General features: G+C 65.2%; 20 protein-coding genes. 10 read left to right on the forward strand and 10 right to left on the reverse strand.

The features are described from left to right. Positions 1-32: 32 nt before the first annotated feature. From dxs to WT53_RS22940, 3 genes are all read right to left on the reverse strand, one after another. Positions 33-1937, reverse strand: coding sequence for a 1-deoxy-D-xylulose-5-phosphate synthase (dxs, locus tag WT53_RS22930; protein WP_034205232.1), 1905 nt, complete (start codon positions 1935-1937; stop codon positions 33-35). An 81-nt stretch (positions 1938-2018) separates the two neighbouring features. Continuing rightward, positions 2019-2903, reverse strand: a complete 885-nt coding sequence (locus tag WT53_RS22935) for a polyprenyl synthetase family protein (protein WP_059501205.1) — start codon at positions 2901-2903, stop codon at positions 2019-2021. Then, a complete protein-coding gene (locus WT53_RS22940) occupies positions 2900-3193 on the reverse strand; it encodes an exodeoxyribonuclease VII small subunit (protein ID WP_006479428.1) in 294 nt (97 codons plus the stop codon). The genes WT53_RS22935 and WT53_RS22940 overlap by 4 nt, the downstream gene beginning before the upstream one ends. 269 nt (positions 3194-3462) lie before the next feature. Between WT53_RS22940 and WT53_RS22945 the strand changes: the two genes are divergently transcribed. After that, entirely contained in the window at positions 3463-4569 is a 1107-nt protein-coding gene (locus tag WT53_RS22945) for an aromatic ring-hydroxylating dioxygenase subunit alpha (protein ID WP_034205234.1), read from the forward strand. A gap of 116 nt (positions 4570-4685) precedes the next feature. Beyond that, on the forward strand, positions 4686-5555 hold the full coding sequence (locus WT53_RS22950) for a sulfurtransferase (RefSeq protein ID WP_034205235.1): 870 nt from the start codon (positions 4686-4688) through the stop codon (positions 5553-5555). Between the two features lie 129 nt (positions 5556-5684). Here WT53_RS22950 and WT53_RS22955 read toward each other — a convergent pair whose 3' ends face one another. From WT53_RS22955 to polA, 3 genes are all read right to left on the reverse strand, one after another. Next, complete coding sequence (locus WT53_RS22955) at positions 5685-6560, reverse strand: dienelactone hydrolase family protein (protein ID WP_060261664.1); 876 nt, start codon at positions 6558-6560, stop codon at positions 5685-5687. A 376-nt stretch (positions 6561-6936) separates the two neighbouring features. Beyond that, positions 6937-8271 (reverse strand): NAD(P)/FAD-dependent oxidoreductase, encoded by a 1335-nt coding sequence (locus WT53_RS22960; protein WP_034205237.1) that lies wholly within the window; start codon positions 8269-8271, stop codon positions 6937-6939. Positions 8272-8549: 278 nt separating this feature from the next. Next, positions 8550-11303 (reverse strand): DNA polymerase I, encoded by a 2754-nt coding sequence (gene polA / locus WT53_RS22965; protein WP_034205238.1) that lies wholly within the window; start codon positions 11301-11303, stop codon positions 8550-8552. Position 11304: 1 nt separating this feature from the next. Here polA and WT53_RS22970 point away from each other — a divergent pair, with 1 nt between their 5' ends. After that, entirely contained in the window at positions 11305-12060 is a 756-nt protein-coding gene (locus WT53_RS22970; protein ID WP_034205239.1) for a TIGR00730 family Rossman fold protein, read from the forward strand. A gap of 381 nt (positions 12061-12441) precedes the next feature. Next, on the forward strand, positions 12442-12729 hold the full coding sequence (locus WT53_RS22975; protein WP_059784081.1) for a hypothetical protein: 288 nt from the start codon (positions 12442-12444) through the stop codon (positions 12727-12729). 114 nt (positions 12730-12843) lie between these two features. Here WT53_RS22975 and WT53_RS22980 read toward each other — a convergent pair whose 3' ends face one another. Beyond that, positions 12844-14370: an AMP nucleosidase gene (locus WT53_RS22980; protein ID WP_034205241.1), complete on the reverse strand. Its 1527-nt coding sequence runs from the start codon at positions 14368-14370 to the stop codon at positions 12844-12846. 129 nt (positions 14371-14499) lie between these two features. Here WT53_RS22980 and WT53_RS22985 point away from each other — a divergent pair, with 129 nt between their 5' ends. The 4 genes from WT53_RS22985 to WT53_RS23000 all read left to right on the forward strand — a co-directional run bounded on the left by WT53_RS22985 (position 14500) and on the right by WT53_RS23000 (position 17436). Beyond that, positions 14500-14895, forward strand: a complete 396-nt coding sequence (locus WT53_RS22985) for a hypothetical protein (RefSeq protein ID WP_006479446.1) — start codon at positions 14500-14502, stop codon at positions 14893-14895. Between the two features lie 99 nt (positions 14896-14994). Continuing rightward, positions 14995-15993 (forward strand): homoserine kinase, encoded by a 999-nt coding sequence (locus tag WT53_RS22990; RefSeq protein ID WP_034205242.1) that lies wholly within the window; start codon positions 14995-14997, stop codon positions 15991-15993. Then, positions 15984-16793, forward strand: a complete 810-nt coding sequence (locus WT53_RS22995; protein ID WP_034205243.1) for a BPSS1780 family membrane protein — start codon at positions 15984-15986, stop codon at positions 16791-16793. The genes WT53_RS22990 and WT53_RS22995 overlap by 10 nt, the downstream gene beginning before the upstream one ends. A gap of 190 nt (positions 16794-16983) precedes the next feature. Further along, positions 16984-17436: a MarR family winged helix-turn-helix transcriptional regulator gene (locus WT53_RS23000; RefSeq protein WP_034205244.1), complete on the forward strand. Its 453-nt coding sequence runs from the start codon at positions 16984-16986 to the stop codon at positions 17434-17436. Between the two features lie 351 nt (positions 17437-17787). On the opposite strand, the gene WT53_RS23005 is transcribed toward WT53_RS23000, so the two are convergent. Continuing rightward, a complete protein-coding gene (locus WT53_RS23005) occupies positions 17788-19395 on the reverse strand; it encodes an AAA family ATPase (protein ID WP_034205245.1) in 1608 nt (535 codons plus the stop codon). Between the two features lie 315 nt (positions 19396-19710). On the opposite strand from WT53_RS23005, the gene WT53_RS23010 reads away from it, so the two are divergent. Next, positions 19711-20130, forward strand: a complete 420-nt coding sequence (locus WT53_RS23010) for an organic hydroperoxide resistance protein (RefSeq protein WP_034205246.1) — start codon at positions 19711-19713, stop codon at positions 20128-20130. 109 nt (positions 20131-20239) lie between these two features. On the opposite strand, the gene WT53_RS32825 is transcribed toward WT53_RS23010, so the two are convergent. Together WT53_RS32825 and WT53_RS23015 are read right to left on the reverse strand one after the other, a co-directional pair. Continuing rightward, a complete protein-coding gene (locus WT53_RS32825; protein WP_080747669.1) occupies positions 20240-20416 on the reverse strand; it encodes a DUF3563 family protein in 177 nt (58 codons plus the stop codon). 75 nt (positions 20417-20491) lie between these two features. Beyond that, complete coding sequence (locus WT53_RS23015; RefSeq protein ID WP_034205247.1) at positions 20492-21601, reverse strand: PHB depolymerase family esterase; 1110 nt, start codon at positions 21599-21601, stop codon at positions 20492-20494. 257 nt (positions 21602-21858) lie between these two features. Between WT53_RS23015 and WT53_RS23020 the strand changes: the two genes are divergently transcribed. Further along, positions 21859-22557, forward strand: coding sequence for a phosphatase PAP2 family protein (locus tag WT53_RS23020; RefSeq protein WP_034205248.1), 699 nt, complete (start codon positions 21859-21861; stop codon positions 22555-22557). Positions 22558-22650 lie beyond the last annotated feature (93 nt).

The raw sequence follows: 22650 nt of genomic DNA on the forward strand, positions 1-22650 counted from the left end.
TCGCGCCGGCGCCGCCCGCAGGCGGCGCCGCCTCATGCGACGCGCTTCGCCTGATCGGCGACATCGGCCGCCGGGCTCAGAAAGCGTTCGCGAATCGATTTCGCGATGCCCGCGCCGTCGAGGCCGCATTGCGACAGCAGCTTCGCGGGGTCGCCGTGATCGATGAACTGGTCAGGGAGGCCCAATTGTATTACGGGTCGGATAACCCCACTCTCCATCAGGGCTTCGACGCAGGCCGAACCCGCGCCACCCATCACGCAGCCTTCCTCGACCGTGACGAGGTAATCGTGCGTTTCGGCCAGCTCGCGCACGAGCGCCGCATCGATCGGCTTCACGAAGCGCATGTTCGCGACCGTTGCATCGAGCTCCTCGGCAGCGGCGAGCGACGGTGCGACCATCGTGCCGAACGCGAGGATCGCGACGCGCTTGCCTTCCGGCTGCGACGTCCGGCGACGCACTTCACCCTTGCCGAGCGGGATCTCGGTGAATTCCTTCACCGTCGCCACGCCCGTGCCCGCGCCGCGCGGATAGCGCACCGCGGTCGGGTTCGGTTGCTGCAGCGCCGTGTGCAGCATCTGGCGGCATTCGTTTTCGTCGGATGCGGCCATGATCGTCATGTTCGGGATGCAGCGCATGAACGCGAGATCGTACGCGCCCGCATGCGTCGCGCCGTCCGCGCCGACGAGGCCCGCGCGGTCGATCGCGAACACGACCGGCAGATTCTGCAGCGCGACGTCGTGGATCAGTTGGTCGTACGCACGCTGCAGGAACGTCGAGTAGATCGCGACGACGGGCTTCAGCCCCTCGGTCGCGAGACCGCCCGCGAACGTCACCGCGTGCTGCTCGGCGATGCCGACGTCGTAGTAGCGATCCTTGAAACGCTTCTCGAATTCGACCATGCCCGAGCCTTCGCGCATCGCGGGCGTGATGCCGACCACGCGCGTATCGCGCTCGGCTTCGTCGCACAGCCACTCGCCGAACACCTGCGTGTAGGTCTTCTTCGCGGGCGTGGTCGACGGCTTGATGCCTTCGGCCGGGTTGAACTTGCCGGGGCCGTGATAGAGCACCGGATCGGCTTCGGCGAGCTTGTAGCCCTGGCCCTTCTTCGTCACCACGTGCAGGAATTGCGGGCCGCGCAGTTCGCGGATGTTCTGCAGCGTCGGGATCAGCGAATCGAGATCGTGACCGTCGATCGGGCCGATGTAGTTGAAGCCGAATTCCTCGAACAGCGTCGCCGGCACGACCATGCCCTTCGCATGCTCCTCGAGCTTGCGCGCGAGTTCGAGCACCGGGGGCGCGACGCTCAGCACGCGCTCGACGCCTGCACGCGCAGCCGCATAGAAGCGGCCCGACATCAGGCGGGCGAGATGGCGGTTCAGCGCGCCGACCGGCGGCGAGATCGACATGTCGTTGTCGTTCAGGATCACGAGCAGCTTCGCATCTTCCGACACGCCCGCGTTGTTCATCGCCTCGAACGCCATGCCGGCCGTCATCGCGCCGTCGCCGATCACCGCGATCGAGAAGCGGTCGTCGCCGTTCAGCTGGCTGCCGATCGCCATGCCGAGCGCGGCCGAGATCGACGTGCTCGAGTGCGCGGTGCCGAACGTGTCGTATTCGGATTCGCTGCGGCGCGGGAAGCCCGAGATGCCGTCGTACTGACGCAGCGAATGCATCTGGTCGCGGCGACCCGTCAGGATCTTGTGCGGGTAGGTCTGGTGACCCACGTCCCAGACGATGCGATCGTTCGGCGTGTTGAACACGTAGTGCAACGCGATCGTCAGCTCGACCGTCCCGAGGTTGGACGACAAGTGGCCGCCCGTCTTCGACACGCTGTCGAGCACGAACGCGCGCAGTTCATCCGCGAGCGGTTGCAGTTGGCGACGATCGAGGCGGCGCAAATCCGCCGGGTCGTCGATGGTTTTCAGCAAGTCGTACATCGTCGTTCCATTGTAGGAAATCAAACGCGCCCGCATTCTTTTGCGCGCACCGTGGCATGTGCGCGGCGGCGGGCTTTCGCGTCAGCTGACCCGGTTCACTACCAGGTCGGCAAGTTCGGCGAGACGCTGTGCGCGTGCGCCGAACGGTTTCAGCGCGTCATGCGCTTCGGCGCGCAGCTGCGCTGCCAGCTCGCGCGACGCCTCGAGACCGAGGATCGATACATAGGTCGGCTTGTCGTTCGCCGCGTCCTTGCCGGCCGTCTTGCCGAGCGTCGCCGAATCGGTCGTGACGTCGAGAATGTCGTCGACGACCTGGAAGGCCAGACCCACGGCCCCCGCGTAAACATCCAGCGCGGCCATCGTTTCCGCCGACGGCGTCTCGCCGGCCAGCGCGCCCATCCGCACGGCCGCGCGCAGCAATGCGCCCGTCTTCATCCGGTGCATCGTCTCGAGCTGCTCGCGCGTCAGCTTCAGGCCGACGCTCGCCAGATCGATCGCCTGCCCGCCGGCCATGCCGATCGAGCCGCTCGCGAGCGCCAGCTCGCGCACGAGCGCCGCCTGCTGCACCGGCGACAGCGCAGCGGCGTCGGTCAGCGCCACGAACGCCTGCGACTGCAGCGCGTCGCCGACCAGCAGCGCCGTCGGCTCGTCGTACTGCACGTGCACGGTCGGCTTGCCGCGACGCAGCGCGTCGTCGTCCATGCACGGCATGTCGTCGTGCACGAGCGAGTAGACGTGGATCATCTCCAGCGCCGCCGCCGCGGCGTTGCGCGCCGCCTCCGTCGCCCCGGTCAGCTCGCCCGCTGCATGGCACAGCAGCGGGCGAACGCGTTTGCCGCCACCGAGGACCGCGTAGCGCATCGCCTCGTGAAGTTTCGCGGGCGTCGCCGTTTCAGCCGGCAGATAGTGGCCGAGTGCGTCCTCGACACGGTCAAGCACGGACCGCATCCATTGTTCGAATGTCATAGATCGTCGTCTTCGCCGTCCGTGGCGGCCGTTCCGGACGAAAGCGGCTTCAGCGTCGCGCCGTCGAGCACGCGAACCTGCTGCTCCACTTTCTCGAGCTGCTGTTGGCAAAACGCAACGAGGGTCGCACCGCGACGATACGCCGCCAGCGAATCCTCGAGGCTCAACGCGCCGCCTTCCATCCGGGCAACCAGCGTCTCGAGCTCCGCGAGCGCCATCTCGTAATTGTCCGGCAACGGTTCGGTGCCATTGCCGGGCGGCGTGGCGCCTGGGGATGCGGTTTTCGCCATGGACGAGGTGTCAAATTTCAAAACAAGTCGGACATTCTACGGCAAAAGAGAATTTTCCGACCTGCCGTCGTGGGCGCCCGCGCACAATTCCGGCCCCATCTCCGGCACACAGTGTGCGCCTTTCGACGGTCGCCCGACAAAAAATTGACACAAATCAGGCACTTAATCCTAGCCTTGCGAGGCGAACCGGGTATAATTCTCCGTTTCCCTAAATCGATTTTTCGATGGTTGGGTTGTTCACTGCTTTCACGCTAACACCGGGAGTGGGAATGTCCAATCTGAGCGATGCGCTTCAGTTGAAGTCGGCTCACAGCCAGCTTCCAGTCACTGCATATTTCGATGAGGCGCTACTCGAGCGCGAGATCGAAACCCTCTTCAAGAAAGGACCTCGTTACGTCGGGCACGAGTTGATGGTGCCCGAGGCGGGAGACTATTTTGCGCTGCCGTCCGAGAAGGAAGGCCGCGTGCTGGTCCGTAACCAGACGAACCAGATCGAACTGCTGTCGAACGTGTGCCGCCACCGGCAGGCGATCATGCTCAACGGGCGCGGCCATGCGCAGAACATCGTGTGCCCGCTGCACCGCTGGACGTACGATCTGGAAGGCCAGCTGCTCGGCGCGCCGCACTTCCCCGACAAGCCGTGCCTGAACCTCGGCAAGAGCCCGCTGCAGAACTGGCAGGGGCTGCTGTTCGAGGCGGAGGGCCGCAACGTCGCGCGCGACCTCGCCCATCTCGGCACGAAGCATCACTTCGACTTCTCCGAGTACCAGTTCGATCACGTCGAAGTGCACGAGTGCGATTACAACTGGAAGACGTTCATCGAGGTCTACCTCGAGGATTATCACGTCGTCCCGTTCCATCCGGGCCTCGGCAGCTTCGTGTCGTGCGACGATCTCAAATGGGAGTTCGGCGACTGGTACAGCGTGCAGACGGTCGGCGTGCACAACGCCCTCGCGAAACCGGGCAGCGCGACCTACCAGAAGTGGCACGAGCAGGTGCTGAAGTTCCGCAACGGCGTGCCGCCGGAGTTCGGCGCGATCTGGATGGTCTACTACCCGGGCCTGATGATCGAGTGGTATCCGCACGTGCTGGTCGTGTCGTGGCTGATTCCGCGCGGGCCGCAGAAGACGACCAACATCGTCGAGTTCTATTACCCCGAGGAAATCGCGCTGTTCGAACGCGAATTCGTCGAGGCCGAGCGTGCCGCGTATATGGAAACGGCCGTCGAGGACGACGAGATCGCGATGCGGATGGATGCGGGCCGCCGCGCGCTGATGGCCCGCGGCGAGTCGCAGGTGGGCCCGTACCAGAGCCCGATGGAAGACGGCATGCAGCACTTCCACGAGTTCCTGCGCCGCCACCTCGGCGACCTGTGATGCGGGTGCGGCGCGTCGACGCCGCGCGGCCGCCGGCAAACGAAAAGACGGGCTTCGGCCCGTCTTTTTTTGTTTAGACTTGGAGTGTCAGGCCATTTGCACTCCAGGGAGCCGTCATGCCGCACACTCACTACACCACGCTCATCTCCGCCGCCAATCTCGCCGAGCGCCTGGCCGCGGCGCCCGGCAGCGTCGCGCTGTTCGACTGCCGCTTCGATCTCGCCGACCCCGGCGCCGGCGAAGCCGCGTACGCAGCCGGCCACCTCCCCGGCGCGCACTATCTTCACCTGGACCGCGACCTGTCGGGCCGCAAGACGGGCACCAACGGCCGCCATCCGCTGCCGACCCGCGACGCGCTCGCCACGCTGCTCGCCAGCCGCGGCCTCAAGCAGGGTCAGCAGGTCGTCGCGTACGACGCGCAAGGCGGCGCGTACGCGGCGCGCCTGTGGTGGCTGCTGCGCTGGCTCGGCCACGATTCGGTTGCCGTGCTCGACGGCGGCCTGCAGGCCTGGGAAGCGGCCGGCCAGCCGCTGACGACCGACGTGCCGCAACCGGCCGCCGGCGACTTCCGCTCAGCCGCGCCGCTCGAATCGACGGTCGATGCAGCCGCCGTGCTCGCGAACGTGTCGTCGCCCTCGCGCGTCGTGATCGATGCGCGCGCACCGGATCGCTATCGCGGCGAAAATGAAACGATCGATCGGGTGGGCGGCCACATTCCGGGCGCGCGCAACCGCTTCTTCAAGGACAATCTGGCCGCCGACGGCCGCTTCAAGAGCGGCCACGAATTGCGAGAAGCATTCGCTGCCGTGCTGGCCGGCACCGAGCCGAATCGCGCGATCCTGCAATGCGGCTCCGGCGTCACCGCATGCCACAACGCGCTGGCGCTGGAAGTAGCGGGCCTGCACGGCGCGTCGCTGTACCCCGGCTCGTGGAGCGAGTGGAGCGCCGATCCGTCGCGACCGATCGCGACCGGCCCGAATCCTTGAGCCCCCGCGCGGCGCGACGAGGATGAAGCGGCGGCCGGTGCCGCGGCGGCCGGTGCCGCGGCGGTCGGTGAAGCCGCGGCCGGTGCTGCGCCGACCGATGCCGCGGCGGCAGTTGCCGCCGCTTGCCGTTTACATCACGCCGTACTTGTGGAACCACTCGATCGCGCGCTTCCAGCCGTCCTCGGCATCGCCTTTCACGTAACTCGGCCGGTAGTCGGCGAAGAACGCGTGACCGGCATCCGGATACACGACGATCTCCGATTCGCGCGCGAGCTTCGAATCGCTCGCCTGGATCGCCTTGCGCATGTCCGCGAGCGACGCCTGCGTGATGTTCTGATCCTTCTCGCCGTACAGCCCGAGCACGGGCACCTTCAGCAACGACGCGTGGTCGACCGGGTTGAACGGCGTCATCTCGTCGGTCTTGCCTTCGACGAATCCGTACCAGGCCACGGCGGCCCGCACGTGCGGATTGTGTTCCGCGTACAGCCACGCCTGGCGGCCGCCCCAGCAGAACCCGGTCACGCCGACACGCGTCAGGTCGCCGCCGTTCTTGCCGGCCCACGCGACGGTCGCATCGAGATCCTCGGTGACCTGCCGGTCCGGCACCTTGCTGATGATGTGGTCGTAAAGCTCCTTCATCGTCGGATACTTCGCCGCGTTGCCCTGCCGGGCGAACAGGTCGGGCGCGATCGCGAGATAGCCGAGCTTCGCGAAGCGCCGGCACACGTCGGCGATATGCGCGTGCACGCCGAAAATTTCGTGAATCACGATGACGACCGGCAGGTTCGTCTTGTCGACCGGCTGGGCGCGATAAGCCGGCACGCTCGCATCGCCGGAGCGGATCTCGATGGTGTCGACGTCCAGCCCAGCGCTGTCGGTCGTGACCGTCTGCGCCGACACGGGCAGCACGGCCGCCGCGAAGGTGCCGCCCAGCGCGGCCTGCATGAACTTGCGGCGCGAGAACGGGACATGGGGGACCAGGCTGTCGACTTCGGGTTTCAACATGAATGCACTCCTCGATTGGGCGCCGCCGTCACGATCGCGGATACGCCATGACGGGGCATCGCACCGGCGCGCGGCGCGGATGTCGCGGCGGTTGGCACTCCGCCGCAAACGAAAACCCGGACAAGATGCCCAATAATCCGTTGTCGCGTCAACTGTCGGATGTGTAAGACTCGATTACGGCGCGTGGCGGCGATCGAATCGACATCGCGTGGCAACCTGCCGACGGCCCGCCGAATCACCGCGCGGTTGCGCCTATCGACGTGCATCGCGCGACCGAATCCTTGCGAATCGAAAAGAAAAACGGGCGGCGAACACGCACGACGTGCGCATTCTCCACCCGCTCCGCACGCGAGTACACGAGCAGACGAGTACGCGATCAGTGCAGCTTCACGCGCGGCAGCGTCGTGCGCCGCAGCCAGTGCGCGACCGTGTCGAGCATCATCCGCGGATAACCGTGCAGCGCCGCGATGTGCAGCCGGTACAACGACATGTACATGAAGCGTGCGAACAGCCCTTCGATCAGCATGTTGCCGCCGATCAGCCCGCCCATCAGATTGCCGACCGCGCTGAAGTGACCGAGCGACACGAGCGACCCGAAATCGCGATACGTGAACTCGGGCAGCGGGCGCCCCTCGAGCCGGCAGCCGATCGCCTTCAGCAGGAAGCTCGCCTGCTGGTGCGCAGCCTGCGCGCGCGGCGGCACGTTGCGCTCGTTGCCGGGCCATGCGCAGGCCGCGCAATCGCCGAGTGCGAACACGTTGTCGTCGGTGAAGGTCTGCAACGTGCGGCGCACGTCGAGCTGCCCGAGCTTGTTGACCTGGAGGCCGTCGAGGTGCGACAGCACGGACGGCGCCTTGATGCCGGCCGCCCAGACCGTCAGGTCCGCGCGCACCACCTTGCCGCTCGCGGTATGCACGAACCCGGGCGCCACCTCGGTCACGCGCTCGCCGAGCATCAGCCGCACGCCGAGCTTCTCGAGCAGTTCGGCCGTCGCCGCCGACACGCGCTCCTGCAGTGCCGGCAGAATCCGCGGCCCCGATTCGATCAGCACGATGCCGACGTCGTTGCGCGGATCGAGCTTGTGCAGCCCGTACGCGGACAGCACCTGCGCGGTATTGCGCAGTTCCGCCGACAGCTCGACGCCCGTCGCGCCGCCGCCGACGATCACGACCTGGATGCGCGGCTCGGCCGCCCCACCCGGCGCCGTCGGCGCCGGCGTCTGGTGCTCGGCACGCATGCATGCCGCGATCAGCCGCTTGCGGAAGCGTTCGGCCTCCCCGACCGTATCGAGCGCGATCGCGTTTTCCGGTGCGCCCTGCACGCCGAAGAAGTGGGTCGTGCTGCCGATCGCGATCACGAGCGTGTCGTATTCCAGCTCGCGCGCCGGCAACAGTTCCGCGCCGTCGCTGTCGTTCAGGGGCGCCAGCATGAGACGTTTCGCCGCGCGGTCGAGCCCGGACAGCTCGCCCTGCTGGAACTCGAAGCCGTGCCAGCGCGCCTGCGCCGCATATTCGAGCTCCTGCGTGAACGGGTCCATGCTGCCGGCCGCGACCTCGTGCAGCAGCGGTTTCCAGATGTGCGTCGGATTGCGGTCGACGAGCGTGACAAGCGCACGCGCGGGACGATTGCCGCGCGCGCCGTAACGATCGCCGAGCCGCGTCGCCAGTTCCAGGCCGCCCGCGCCTCCGCCTACGATGATGATCCGATGCATCCGATTCCCCCTTTGCGATTCGAAACTGCTGCCGCCGGACGAAGCAAACGCGATGCATTCGCGCCGTCCGGTGGATTAACCGGTTCGGACATCATCGATGTGCAGTTCGAAGCACTTCGATGCGGCCGATCCGGAACGCGGGGCGCGCCGCCCCGCATCAATGACATGACTGACATGCATTGTCCGGGAGCTTGCGCGTTGACCACAAGCAAACCATCTCGATATTTGGCATCCCTGCAACAATATGCCGCGGGGAACGGGGAGCGCCCGGGGGTGCGTCAGTGTGCCTCTTCCCAGTTCGCACCGGCGCCCACTTCGGCGACCAGCGGCACCTTCAGCTTCGCGACGCCGCACATCATTTCCGGCAATTTCTCGCGCACCAGCGACAGCTCGCTTTCGGGCACCTCGAGCACCAGTTCATCGTGCACCTGCATGATCATCCGCGACGCGAGCCGGTCACGCGTGAGCCAGTCGTCCACCGCGATCATCGACAGCTTGATCAGGTCGGCCGCCGTGCCCTGCATCGGTGCATTGATGGCCGCGCGCTCGGCCGCCTGGCGGCGCGGGCCGTTGCCGCCGTTGATCTCGGGCAGCCACAGGCGGCGACCGAAAACGGTTTCGACGTAGCCCTTCTCCTTCGCGGTCGCGCGCGTGTCTTCCATGTACTGCGCGACGCCCGGGTAGCGGGCGAAATAGCGGTCGATATAGAGCTTCGCCGCATCGCGCGTGATGCCGAGGTTCGACGCGAGCCCGAACGCGCTCATCCCGTAGATGAGCCCGAAGTTGATCACCTTCGCGATCCGGCGCTGGTCGGAATTGACCTCCAGCGGCGTCACGCCGAACACTTCGGCGGCCGTCGCGCGGTGGATGTCCTCGCCCTGCGAGAACGCGCGCAGCAACGACGCGTCGCCCGAGATATGGGCCATGATCCGCAATTCGATCTGCGAATAGTCGGCCGACACGATCCGGTGGCCCGGCGCGGCGATGAACGCCTCGCGGATGCGCCGGCCTTCGGCCGTGCGCACCGGAATGTTCTGAAGATTGGGGTCGTTCGACGCAAGACGGCCCGTCACCGCGACCGCTTGCGCATAGTTCGTGTGCACGCGGCCGGTGGTGGGGTTCACCATGCGCGGCAGCTTGTCGGTATAGGTCGACTTCAGTTTCGACAGCCCGCGATGCTCGAGCAGCAGCTTCGGCAGCGGGTAGTCCTCGGCCAGCTTCTGCAGCACTTCCTCGTCGGTCGACGGCGCGCCGCTCGGCGTCTTCTTCACGACCGGCAACTGCAGCTTCTCGAAGAAGATCTGCCCGATCTGCTTCGGCGACCCGAGATTGAATTCGCCGCCCGCCAGTTCGTACGCCTGCCCTTCGAGCTCGATCAGACGCGTCGCAATTTCGGTGCTCTGCGCCTGCAGACGCGCATCGTCGATCAGCACGCCCGTACGCTCCATCTTGCGCAGCACGAGCGACACCGGCATCTCGATCTCGCGATACACGCGCTCGAGGCCCGGCTCGCGCGCGACCTGCGGATACAGCGCGTGATGAAGCTGCAGCGTGATGTCGGCGTCCTCGGCTGCGTATTCGGCGGCCTGCGCGAGCGCCACTTCGTCGAAACCGATCTGCTTCGCGCCCTTGCCGGCCACGTCCTCGTACTTGATCGTCTTGACGCCCAGATGACGCAGCGCGAGGCTGTCCATGTCGTGCGTGCGGTGCGATTCGAGCACGTACGACTCGAGCAGCGTGTCGTGCTCGATGCCGTTCAGTTCGATGCCGTAGTTCGCGAGCACCTGTGCGTCGTACTTCAGGTGCTGGCCGACCTTCTTGCGATCGGCCGACTCGAGCCACGGCTTCAGGCGCGCGAGCACCTCGTCGAGCGGAAGCTGCTCGGGCATGTCGGGGCCGCGGTGCGCGACCGGCAGGTAGGCCGCCTTGCCCGGCTCGACCGAGAACGACAGGCCGACGAGCCGCGCGAGCATCGGGTCGAGCGCGGTGGTCTCGGTGTCGAACGCGGTCAGCGCGGCCGCATCGATCTTCGCGAACCACGCGTCGAACTGCTCCCACGTCTGGATCGTGTCGTATTCGCGCACGACGTCGGTCGCGATCACCGGGGCCGGCTCGCCTTCCGGCGCATCGGCGCCGCCACCTTCCGCGGGTGCGCTGTCGACTTCGCGCAGCCAGGTCTTGAAGCCGTAGCGCGCGAAGATGTCGCGCAGCAGCTCGCGCGCCTCGCCGTCGCTCTTCAGCGATGCCTCGATCGATTCGAGATGCGGCGCGAGATCGCAGGCCGTCTCGACCGTCACGAGCTTGCGACCGAGCGGCAGGAAATCGAGCGCGCGGCGCAGGTTGTCGCCGACCACGCCCTTGATCTCGGCCGCGTGTTCGATCACGCCGTCGAGGCTGTCGTATTGCGACAGCCATTTCACGGCCGTCTTCGGCCCGCATTTCTCGACGCCCGGCACGTTGTCGACGGTATCGCCGATCAGCGCGAGGTAGTCGATGATCCGCTCGGGCGGCACGCCGAACTTGGCGATCACGCCGTCGCGATCGAGCGTCTCGTTGGTCATCGTGTTGACGAGCGTGACGCGCTCGGTCACGAGTTGCGCGAGATCCTTGTCGCCGGTCGACACGATCACGTTCATCCCGTGCTGCTCCGCTTCGCGCGCGAGCGTGCCGATCACGTCGTCGGCCTCGACGCCTTCGACCATCAGCAGCGGCCAGCCGAGCGCGCGCACGGCGCCGTGGATCGGCTCGACCTGCAATGCGAGGTCGGGCGGCATCGACGGGCGGTTTGCCTTATAGTCGGCATAAAGGTCGTCGCGGAACGTCTTGCCCTTTGCATCGAACACGCAAGCGCTATACTCTGCACTGACTTCCTTGCGCATACGGCGCAGCATGTTGATGATTCCGTAGAGCGCTCCGGTCGGCTCCCCGCCAGGGCCACGCAAATCAGGCATCGCATGGTAAGCCCGATACAGATAGCTCGAACCGTCAACCAATAGCAGGGTCTTACCTTCCAGATTTCGTTCTTCAGGCATTATGAACAAGAGAAAAGTGATTCCGAGTCTGCGTTCGCTCGCAGATCAAGAACGCGCGACGGCCAAGAAGGCGCGCGCATCGTGGCAGATGTTCACGATTATGGCAGAGTTTATCGAGGCGACCGAGTACCTGTCGGAGATCCGCCCGGCCGTCAGCATCTACGGTTCTGCCCGCCTCAAACCCGATACGCCGCACTACAAGCTCGCGGTGCAGATCGCGCGCAAGCTGTCGGACGCCGGCTTCGCCGTGATCTCCGGCGGCGGCCCCGGCATCATGGAAGCCGCGAACAAGGGTGCGCACGCCGGCAAGGCGCCGTCGGTCGGCCTGAACATCGAGCTGCCGCACGAGCAGGCGGGCAATCACTATCAGGACATCTCGCTGCGCTTCCGCCATTTCTTCACGCGCAAGGTCACGTTCGTAAAGAACTCCGATGCGGTGATCGTGATGCCGGGCGGCTTCGGCACGCTCGACGAGCTGTCCGAAGTGCTCACGCTGATCCAGACGAAGAAGTCGCGCCTCGTGCCGATCATTCTCGTCGGCAGCGAGTTCTGGCAGGGACTGCTGCAATGGTTCCGCGATCAGCTGATTCCGAACGGCCTGATCAACCCGGAAGACATGGACCTGATGCAGGTGATCGACGACCCCGACCAGGTGCTCGACGCGGTGCTCGCGTTCTACGAGGACAGCGGCGAGGAAGAAGGCTCGGACGAAGATCATCCGCCGCGCCCGGAAGAAGACCGGATGTTCTATCTGTAACCGGTCAATGACGACAGCCGGCCCGATGGCCGGCTGTCGCGCTTCGACGCCATGGGCATCGCGATCCGGCGGCCCGCCGGGCGTGACTTTGTAACGCGCTGTTAATACTCGTTCGCCGCTGCGCGCGGTCGAATGTCAAATCCCCGCCGTCGGCGCTGCGCGATGTCGCGGGATCGCCCACACCGACGGCCCGTCACTGTCAAATGGATGGCCCGTCGCGCGCCTGCGCACCGCCAATCCTCCGTAATAATCACGACTCGCCTTTTCCGTCGCACGCCAGCACACTTCATCGTGTCGGCGCGGCGATCCCCCGGTGGAACGGTCCCCCTCGCTTCCATCGCGTCGCGCCGACCCATTCATCACCCCACCACGGAAAAGAACATGCAACGCTCGCTGATCGCCCTCGCCTTCGCCGGCCTCGGCCTTTCGCTGTCCGGCCTCGCTCACGCCGTCAACGTCGACGTCAACATCGGCACGCCCCCGCCGGTCGTCGTCGCACCCGCGCCCGTCGTGGTCGCACCGGCGCCGGTGATCGTCGGCTGGCACGGCGACCGCTACTGGGACGGCCGCCGCTACTGGGAACGCCGCGAGTGGGAAGATCACGAGCGTCATCGCGGTCATGGCGGCTATCACTGCCCGCCGGGGCACGCGAAGAAGGGCGAGTGCTGAGCGCCTGAGCACGAGGCCATCCGGCCTTCGTATCGAAACGAAAAGAACGAGGCCGCACGCGAACCCGGGTTCGCGTGCGGCCTTTGTCGTGACGGACGCCGTTGCGCCGTGTCGTTACTGAAACGCCACTTCCGCGAAGCTTCTCAGCTTGCGGCTATGCAGCTTGTCGAGCCCGTTCGTGCGCAGGATCTCCATCGCCTTCACGCCGATCTGCAGGTGTTGATCGACCTGCCCGCGATAGAACGTGTCGGCCATGCCCGGCAGCTTCAGTTCGCCGTGCAGCGGCTTGTCCGATACACACAGCAGCGTGCCGTACGGCACCCGGAAGCGGAAGCCGTTCGCGGCGATCGTCGCGCTTTCCATGTCGAGTGCGATCGCGCGGCTCTGCGACAGCCGCTGCACGGGCTCGCGATGGTCGCGTAGCTCCCAGTTGCGGTTGTCGACGCTCGCGACCGTGCCGGTGCGCATCACGCGCTTCAGTTCCGCACCTTCGAGCCGCGTGACCTCGGCCACACCGCGCTCGAGCGCGAGCTGCACTTCGGCCAGCGCCGGAATCGGCACCCACAGCGGCAGGTCGGCGTCGAGCACGTGATCCTCCCGCACGTAACCGTGCGCGAGCACGTAGTCGCCGAGACGCTGCGTGTTGCGCAGCCCCGCGCAGTGACCGAGCATCACCCACGCGTGCGGACGCAGTACCGCGATGTGATCGGTGATCGTCTTCGCGTTCGACGGGCCGACGCCGATGTTGACCATCGTGATCCCGCTGCCGTCCGCGCGCTTCAGGTGATACGCGGGCATCTGCGGCAGGCGCGGCGGCGCGGTGCCCTCGGCCGGTTCGCCGCCGAGGTTCGCGTTGTACGTGACGACGTCGCCCGGCTCGACGAACGCGCTGTACTCGCTGCGGTACGCGCGCACCTCGGGGTCGTCGCTTTCCGTCATCAGCGTACGGCCGAGCTTCACGAACTCGTCGATGTAGAACTGGTAGTTCGTGTACAGCACGTAGTTCTGGAAGTGCGTGGGCGACGTCGCCGTGTAGTGGCGCAGCCGGTGCAGCGAGAAGTCGACGCGTGCGGCCGTGAACAGCGCGAGCGGATGCGGCTCGCCCGGCGCCGGTTCGAACGTGCCGTTGACGATGCGATCGTCGAGATACGACAGATCGGGCGTGTCGAAGATGTCGCGCATCGCGAGCAGGCGGTCGCGATCGAGTTCGCCCTCGAGATGAATGCCTTCCGGAAACGCGAAATGAATCGGAATCGGCTGCGACGACACGCCGATCTCGATCTTCACATGGTGGTTCTTCGACAGCAGGCGCAGTTGCTCGCGGTAGTAGTTCGCGAAGAGATCGGGGCGCGTGACCGTCGTCTCGAATACGCCGGGGCCCGCGACGAAGCCGTACGAGCGGCGCGAATCGACGTGCGTGTTGACGTCGGTGCGGATCCGCACGAACGGGTAGCACGCGCGCACGTGCTCGGTGATCGGTTCGTGGCGGCGATAGCGCGCAAACGCATCGCGCAGGAAGCCCGTATTCGTGTCGTAAATGGCGGACAGCCGCGCGACGGCGGCGATCGGATCGTCGAAAGCCTCGACCGACGGGCTTTCGGGCGACAGCACACGGTGCCGGCGGCTCAAATCGTTCTTCATTTTCATCACCTCGTCTGATCCGACGACATTACCACGGAACCCCGTCGCCTTTATGGCTGCCCCTGCGCGCGCAAGGGCCGGATGGCGCTCAGTATTTGCTAAAATCGGTAGGTTCACTGGAGACTCATCATGAAGCCGCTCATTTTCGTCGCCGCTGCCGTCGCGTTTGCCGCCGCCAGCGTCGCTCACGCCGCCGGCGGCACGCCCGACGCCGACGCGCAGGCCCGGGCCGAGGCCAACGAAGCCGCCGGCCTGCCCGATCTCCGCAAGATCAACCGGCCGGGCGCCGAAGTCACGTCGAAAGTGGACTTCGCCGACATCCGCCGCACGCCGAGCTTCCACGAAAAGAGCAAGAACGGCACCGAAGTCACCGAGTACCGCGACCGCGGCAAGCCGGTCGAGATCGACGTGAAGTCGAACTTCGGCACGCGCTACCAGATGAGCTCGACGCCCGACACGTCGCCGAAGCCGCACGACGCGGGCATCCCGATCACGCGCCTGCCGTCGCTGAACCTGCGCTACTGATTCCGTGGCGCCGCGCACCGATCGCGCCGCGCCGCCCCTTCACCTGCTGTCGCGATGCACGCCGCCCGCGTGCCGACACCCTGACCTGACGCATCCCGCATGGCCGTTTTCACCGCTGTTTCCGACTCCGATCTCGCGCAATGGATGCGCCACTACGAACTGGGCGACGTGCTTGCGTTCCGCGGCATTCCGTCCGGTATCGAAAACAGCAATTTCTTCCTGACGACGACACGCGGCGAATACGTCCTCACGATCTTCGAAAAGCTCACGGCGCAGCAACTGCCGTTCTATCTCGACCTGATGCGCCATCTGGCCGCCCACGGCGTGCCGGTGCCGGACCCGGTCCCGCGCGACGACGGCGCGTTGTTCGGCGAACTGCACGGCAAGCCGGCCGCGATCGTCACGAAGCTCGACGGGGCAGCCGAACTCGCGCCGGGGGTCGAACACTGCATCGAGGTCGGGCAGATGCTCGCGCGTCTGCACCTCGCCGGGCGCGACTATCCGCGCAGCCAGCCGAACCTGCGCAGCCTGCCGTGGTGGCAGGAGAACGTGCCGGCCATCGTGCCGTTCATCACGGACGCGCAACGCACGCTGCTCGAAGGCGAACTCGCGCACCAGGCCGGCTTCTTCGCGTCGGACGACTATGCGGCGCTGCCGGGCGGGCCGTGCCATTGCGACCTGTTCCGCGACAACGTGCTGTTCGCCCATGCGGCGCCCGGCACCGGTCACGACGTGCGCCTCGGCGGCTTCTTCGACTTCTACTTCGCGGGCTGCGACAAGTGGCTGTTCGACGTCGCGGTGACCGTCAACGACTGGTGCGTCGACCTCGCGAGCGGCGTGCTCGACGTCGCGCGCGCCGATGCGCTGCTGCGCGCCTACCAGACGGTCCGGCCGTTCACGGCCGAGGAGCGGCGCCACTGGAGCGACATGCTGCGCGCCGGCGCGTACCGCTTCTGGGTGTCGCGCCTGTACGACTTCTACCTGCCGCGCGCGGCCGAGATGCTCAAGCCGCACGACCCCGGCCATTTCGAACGCATCCTGCGGGAGCGTATCGCGCATACGCCCGCGCTTCCCGAGATCCAAACCGCATGCAACTGATCGAAGTGCCCGCGAAAACGGGCTATGTCTGGTTCCGTCAAGGCATCTGGCTGTTCCGCCGGAATCCGCTCGCGTTCATCACGCTGTTCTTCACGTATCTGCTCGCCATTACGCTGGTGTCGATGGTGCCCGTGATCGGCTCGGCGCTGCCGCTGGTGTTCATTCCCGGCATCGCGGTCGGGTTCATGGCCGCGTGCCGCGACACGGTGGCCGGCAAGACGGTGATGCCGACGATCCTCGTCGACGGCTTTCGCTCGTACGGCACCGTCGCGACCCAGCGGCTGCTCGCGCTCGGCGCGATCTACGTCGCGTCGATGGTGCTGGTGTTCGCCGCTTCGTCGTTCGTGGACGGCGGCGCGCTGTTCCACGTGATGATGGGCGCGGCCGACGAAGCGAACACGACGCCCGAGACGCTGGCCGCGCAAGGCACGCTCGGCGCGCTGTTCTTCGCGACGCTGCTCTATCTGCCGGTCGCGATGCTGTTCTGGTTCGCGCCGGTGCTGGTCGCGTGGCACGACGTCCCGCCCGCGAAGGCGCTGTTCTTCAGCATCGTCAGCTGCTGGCGCAATCGCGGCGCGTTCGTCGTGTACGGCGCGCTATGGTTCGGCGTCGCGCTCGGCACGTCGCTCGCGCTGTCGCTGCTGCTGCAGGCGCTCGGCGCCGGCGCGTATGCGCTGACGATCATGATGCCGGTGACGATCATCATCGTCACGATGCTGTACTGCTCGTTCTACGCGACCTATCGCGGCTGCTTCGGCGTGCAGGAACCGGGCGCGACCACGACGATGTCGGGTCGCTGACCCTTCTCCCGGCCGGCGCATGTCGCCGGCCGTCTCGCCGTTTCTCGCGCCGGCTCGTCGCCCGGCGCGCCTTGACCTCCCCTTTTTCCTCTAACGATCCGCATCCGGTCGCCTCTGTTCAATCCGGTCTTTTGCGCGCAAAATAATTTGCGTACAAATCGTTCGCGCATCCGCCGCGCTTCCCCGAATCATGGATCGCCTGCCTCCGCTGCCCCAGACGCTCGACGAGCAACTGTGCTTCGCGCTTTACTCGACTTCGCACGCGATGACGAAGGCGTACAAGCCGCTGCTCGACAAGCTGTCGCTGACCTATCCCCAATATCTCGCGATGCTCGTGCTGTGGGAACGCGACGACATGGCCGTGAAGGACATCGCCGCGCGGCTCGACCTCGATCCGGCCACGGTCACGCCGCTGCTCAAGCGGCTGGAAGCGCTCGGCTACGTCGAACGCGTGCGTAGCGCGGCCGACGAGCGCGTCGTCAACGTGCGCGTGACGCCGGAAGGCCGTGCGCTGAAGGATCGCGCGCGCTCGGTGCCCGCCGATCTCTTTTGCACGATGCAGCAAACCCCCGAGTTCCTGATCAGGCTGCGCGCCGACCTCCAGCAATTGCGCGACGCGTTGTCGGTGGCCAACGAACGGTGACGCTCGAGCGCCGAGCGACCTTGCCTGCGCCACCGGGCGGTTTCACTTGCAGCTTTGCCTCGCTGGCTGCTTGTGTTGCTGCCAGCCGGACATCGCGCCCGGCGGAGGCTAGACGGACAGTGTGACGCGAAAAATCTACCGCTCACCCTATTTCTGGGCGCCTTGGGGTGCAGTTCTCAAGACCGTCAGCACACCAGCTTTTCATTGACCCGCACGGCATTACAGGCTTGTCGGGTTAAAGTGCTGGATTGGCCGCTAGCTAACTTATCGCCTGAGACAACTTAGGCTGTTAGTCTGGGCTTTGAATGCTCATTCTGTGAGCGTTTTGCGGTTTCCGCCGTAGGCCCAGGTTCAGGCCGCAGTGGGAATTGGCAAATTGGCCTTGAGCGCAGCGGTCATTTCGGGGACGGTGCCGCTACGCATGACACGGACGACCCATTGCTCGAACTTGTCCTTCGTCACGCCCTTCACCTTTGCCACGAGGGTCAGAATTCCTTTGTTGTCGTACCACCGGAGCAGTTCGGCGACGTCTTGCTTGGCAATTGCGTCTTGCATCGCATCACGAGCGAGTTTCGCGAGAGAGTTAACATCGAGCGAGCCGGTTTTCTCCGCGTAGGTTGCCGCCAGCGCATCCACGTCGGAAGCTGCACTTAAGTCAACTTTCTTCAGCATTCTGTCAATTCTGCGACGGCAGTATCGCAATATGATGTCGAGCTGATTTTTTTGCTCTGTAGCGTGCGCAAACAGGTCGTCATGAACTTGTGCCGCCCGTTGGCTTACTTCATTCTGGTCATAGCCATCTGACTTGGCGATTGCCTTCACCACATCTGGAAGCAGGAAGAGATTCTCAATTTCCGAGACCGGCAGTATCTCAATTCCTCTGGCGCGAAAGGCTTCGGCTTCTTCTACGGTGTAGGCATCGGCGTCGACAATGCCGGCGCAGCTAACTCGAGTGAGGGCCGCGTTTGCTCGCATGGTGACGACGGCGTGCAGTACTTCCTCGCAAGATCCTCTCGGGATAATTGTCCAGTCTGGATAACATGCTCGGAAGACGGCTTTATCAATGCTGCGGGTACCACCTTCGACAAAAAGTACGGGTCTGCGGCTACCGAGAATAAGTGTCGTAACTTCCTCCGAGAATGCGCTCTCTTCGGGAATGTCTTCGATTATCCATCCAGTGTCGGGATGGTAGGCCCGCAGTACAAACTTCTGGCCCTTTCTTGATGCAACAAATTCAAGATCATGCGAAATAATAACTGTACTGCAATCTGGCCGTGCTGCTTCCAGCTCGTCCCATAGACCAGCAACAATGGAGCGATGGATGTGTAGCTCGGGCTCATCGAAAATTATTAGGCTGTCCTGAGCCGACATTAGAGTTTGCCCGATGAGATAGAAAACTGCCCGCTCTCCGTCGCTCATCTCGGGAGCCGGATAGTGACCAGTTGAACCCGCTACCGTGACGGTGATGTTGTCGCCAGAAATGTTGAGTTTCCGGTGTGGGAGCAGCCTGTCCCAGATTTCGACGAGCTTTTCGAACTTCGTTTGCGCCGCAGGCATACCATTGCCCGCTCTCGCATTCTTATGGCTTTCAAGTGCAGTGTTTGATTGTTCAGCGAACAGAGCCTGAACCAGGAAGTCGTAATCATTCAACAAGTTCGTCGCGGCTTTCTGCTGCCAACGATTTACGTTGCGATACCCTATCTGCGATTCCGCGCCGGCATAGCCATATCTCAACGCATTTAGTGCAGATTTTTCGCTAACCTTGGCGACCTCAGGATTCAAGCTAAGTGCGCGGTGAGCCGATATACGATGACACTTATCGCCAAGTTCGGTTTCAATTTGGACTGCAAGTCTAGTCTTGCCGCCTCCATTAGCACCAACGAAATACATGGAGGTTCCCGGTTCAACTTGGACATTTCTGGTCCCAGACGGGGTCTTAATCGAGAAAGAGATTGCCATCTTGATTCTTGTGTTCAATTTGGGCGATGAGATTTTTTCGCTGTGCCGCTAAGCAACCTTCGCAAAAAGTGGCGCGACAGAAAGGTGAAAGCGACGACGCTACTATAACCAATTGCGCAAGGATCGCGTACGGAGCACGGGAGCGTAGGAGGCATGAGCTTTCAGAGCCCATCGGACCGACCAGAAACTGGCTCCAAGATTTTCTTGCAAATTTCATTTGCACACTAACAATTTGTGTTCTATATTTTCCTCGTGGCCGGCGACGCCCCGTCTCACCGGACCTCTTTTCTCCCTTTTCCCGACAGGAGTTGCACGATGAACATTCTGTACAAGACCAGCGCCACGAGCACGGGCGGCCGCGACGGCCGCGCGGTATCCGCCGACCACAAGCTGGAAGTGAAGCTGGCCGCGCCGCGCGAACTCGGCGGCACGGGTGCGGAAGGCACGAATCCGGAGCAACTGTTTGCCGCAGGTTACTCGGCCTGTTTCCTGAGCGCGATGAAATTCGTCGCGGGCCAGAACAAGCAGACGCTGCCGGCCGATACGCAAGTCACGGCGGAAGTGGGCATCGGCCCGAACGACGCCGGCGGCTTCGGGCTCGACATCGAACTGCGCGTATCGCTGCCGGGGCTCGACAAGACCGACGCGCAGGCGCTGGTCGACAAGGCGCACCACGTGTGCCCGTATTCGAACGCCACGCGCAACAACGTGCCGGTGCGCCTGACGGTCGTCTGACGCGACGTAGGTTCGGCAGAATGCAAAAAGGGCACGTGCGGCATGGTGCCGCACGCGCCCTTTTGCGCGAATCGTCGAAATGGCGGGCCGGCAGGCCCGCGTGCGCCGCTTAGCGCGCGCCGAACGAATACGGGCGGTTCAGTGCCGCGTCGCGATCGATCTTGCGCATGCGGAATTCGAGATCGTAGATGTCGGTGGCTTCGGCCAGGTACGCGTCGGCGCGCTCTTTCGCGGCCTTTTCGGCGTTCTTGGTCAGCATCAGGAAGAGGTGGCTCAGCAGGTACATGTTCGATCTCGCAAAGGTCTGGACTAGGGTTTTCCCGAATTATAGGGAAAACCCCTAGCCTTTGGCCAGCGTCGATCAAACGGTGCGTCGTTCGGTCGCCACAGTGCGACGATGAGCTTCGAAAAAGGCCCAGATCATCGCGCTTGCGTCGGGGCCGACTGCCGCGTGAAACGGCACGGCTTCGTCGCCGCCGGCCCATGCGTGATCGAGCCCTTTCACGTGGCAAAGCCGCACGACCGGCTCGCCGTCGCGGCATACGTCGGTCACTCGGGCGCCCGTTTCGCGCGACTCGACGCGTTCGCCGCCGCGCAACGCGCCCCGGCTATCGGCGAGCCCGTTCAGGCGCATGAACTGCACGGCCAGTTGGTCGGCATTCTTCGGCGCGACGACCCGGTCGCCGTCGCCCTGGACGATCAAGGCGGGCATGCCCGGATACGCGCCGGCGTCGACCAGCGTATCGAGAGCCGCAGCCGGGTTCTGCCGCAGGCCGCGCCGCATCACGTCCATCGCAGTGATGCCGGAATTCGCCTCGCCGAGCGCGGGGCCGGAGTGCAACGCGACCGCCGCGAAGCGGTCCGGATGGTGCAGCGCAAGAAGCGACGCGAGGCCCGCGCCGGCCGACAGCCCCGCGACGTAGACGCGCGACGCGTCGAAGCCGTGCTCGTCGACCAGCGCGTCGACCAGCGACGCCACCGCGTCCGCCTCGCCTCGCCCCGCGCGGTCGGTGTCCTCGTACCAGTGCCAGCAGCCATGCGAATGCGCGCGCAGCGACTGCTCCGGATACAGCACAGCGAAACCGTGCTTGTCGGCCAGCAGGTTCATCCGCGTGCCCTGCGCGAATTCGTCGACCGACTGCCGGCAGCCGTGCAGCATCACGACGAGCGGTATCGCACCACGCCGGCGGCCGGGCGGCACATAAAGCCCGTACGCGAGATTCTGGACGAGGCGGCCGAGCGCCGGCGCCATCGGATGTTCGCCGCGCGTCCATTCGCCCGCCGCCCAAGCGGCCGCGCGCGGCCGCACGCGCGATTCGCGCGGCTGGGACGGATCGGGCACGGCAGGCGAGGCCACGGCCTCAAGTGCATCGCGAGTGAGGCGCTGCGCATCGCGCGCCGCTCGCTTGGCGGCCGGAGACAGCATGCGTTTCATGCCGCCCAGCCACATCTTGGTCAGACTTTTGGTCATCGATCGGGCTCGCAGTCAGGAAAATAGGGGCGCCATCAGAGCACCGCAACGGATGCATCGTTCGACTTTGTGCAATGCACCATAGCATTGTTTCCGGGATTTTTCCTGCACGCCGATCGTTGCCGGTAGCGCAAAAAACGGGCCTCATGTGGACGCGGCGCTATACTGGGGCTTCGTCGCTTGTATCCGTTGTAGTCGTTCTTCCCGGCTCGCGCGTTGATTTAAGCATTGTCCCGCCTTCGTCCGCTCCCTTCCCGATGTTCGACCTGCCCGCTCACCTGTGGATCATGATCACCGCGTTCGGCGGCGCCGGCCTGACCTTGCCGCTCGCGATCACGATCGCCGTCTGGCTCGCGCTCGGCTACTCGTGGCAGCGTGCGGCCGCGTGGCTCGGCGTGCTCGCGGCCGCGATCGGCGTGGTGGCGCTCACGAAGATCGCGTTCCTCGGCTGGGGCATCGGCATCCGCGCGTGGGATTTCACCGGATTCAGCGGGCATGCGATGCTGTCGACGTCGGTGTATCCGGTCGCGATGTTCCTCGCGCTGATCCGCACGCGCACGCCGGTGCGGATCGCCGGCATCGCGCTCGGGCTCGCGGCCGGCGTCGCGGTCGGCGTGTCGCGGGTCGCACTCGCCGCGCATTCGCCGTCCGAATCGATCACCGGCTGCATCGTCGGCGCGATCGCCGCGCTCGCGTTCATCGCCGGCTCGTGGCGCGCGGCGCCGCACCGCTGGTCGGTGCCGGCGGTCGTCGCGAGCCTCGCGCTCGTCACCGTGGCGCTGCACGGCCTCACGGTGCCGTCGCACCGCTGGGTCACCAAGGTCGCGCTGCAACTGTCGGGCCACGAGCGCCCGTTCGTCCGCGCGCGCTGGAAGGCCAACCCGAACTACCGTCCCGCGTCGCAGCCGTCGTCGCTGCAGCGCACCGAATCGGCGCCGCATACGCTTCACGCGTGACGGGCGCCCCTTTTTACGTCTGACCATTTCATGCGCACCGCCGCATGAGCAGTATGTCGAGCGTTATAACCTGCCCTATATTACGATTACGGT

Origin of the sequence: Burkholderia sp. MSMB2157WGS, from assembly GCF_001532755.1 — a bacterium.
Classification (GTDB): domain Bacteria; phylum Pseudomonadota; class Gammaproteobacteria; order Burkholderiales; family Burkholderiaceae; genus Burkholderia.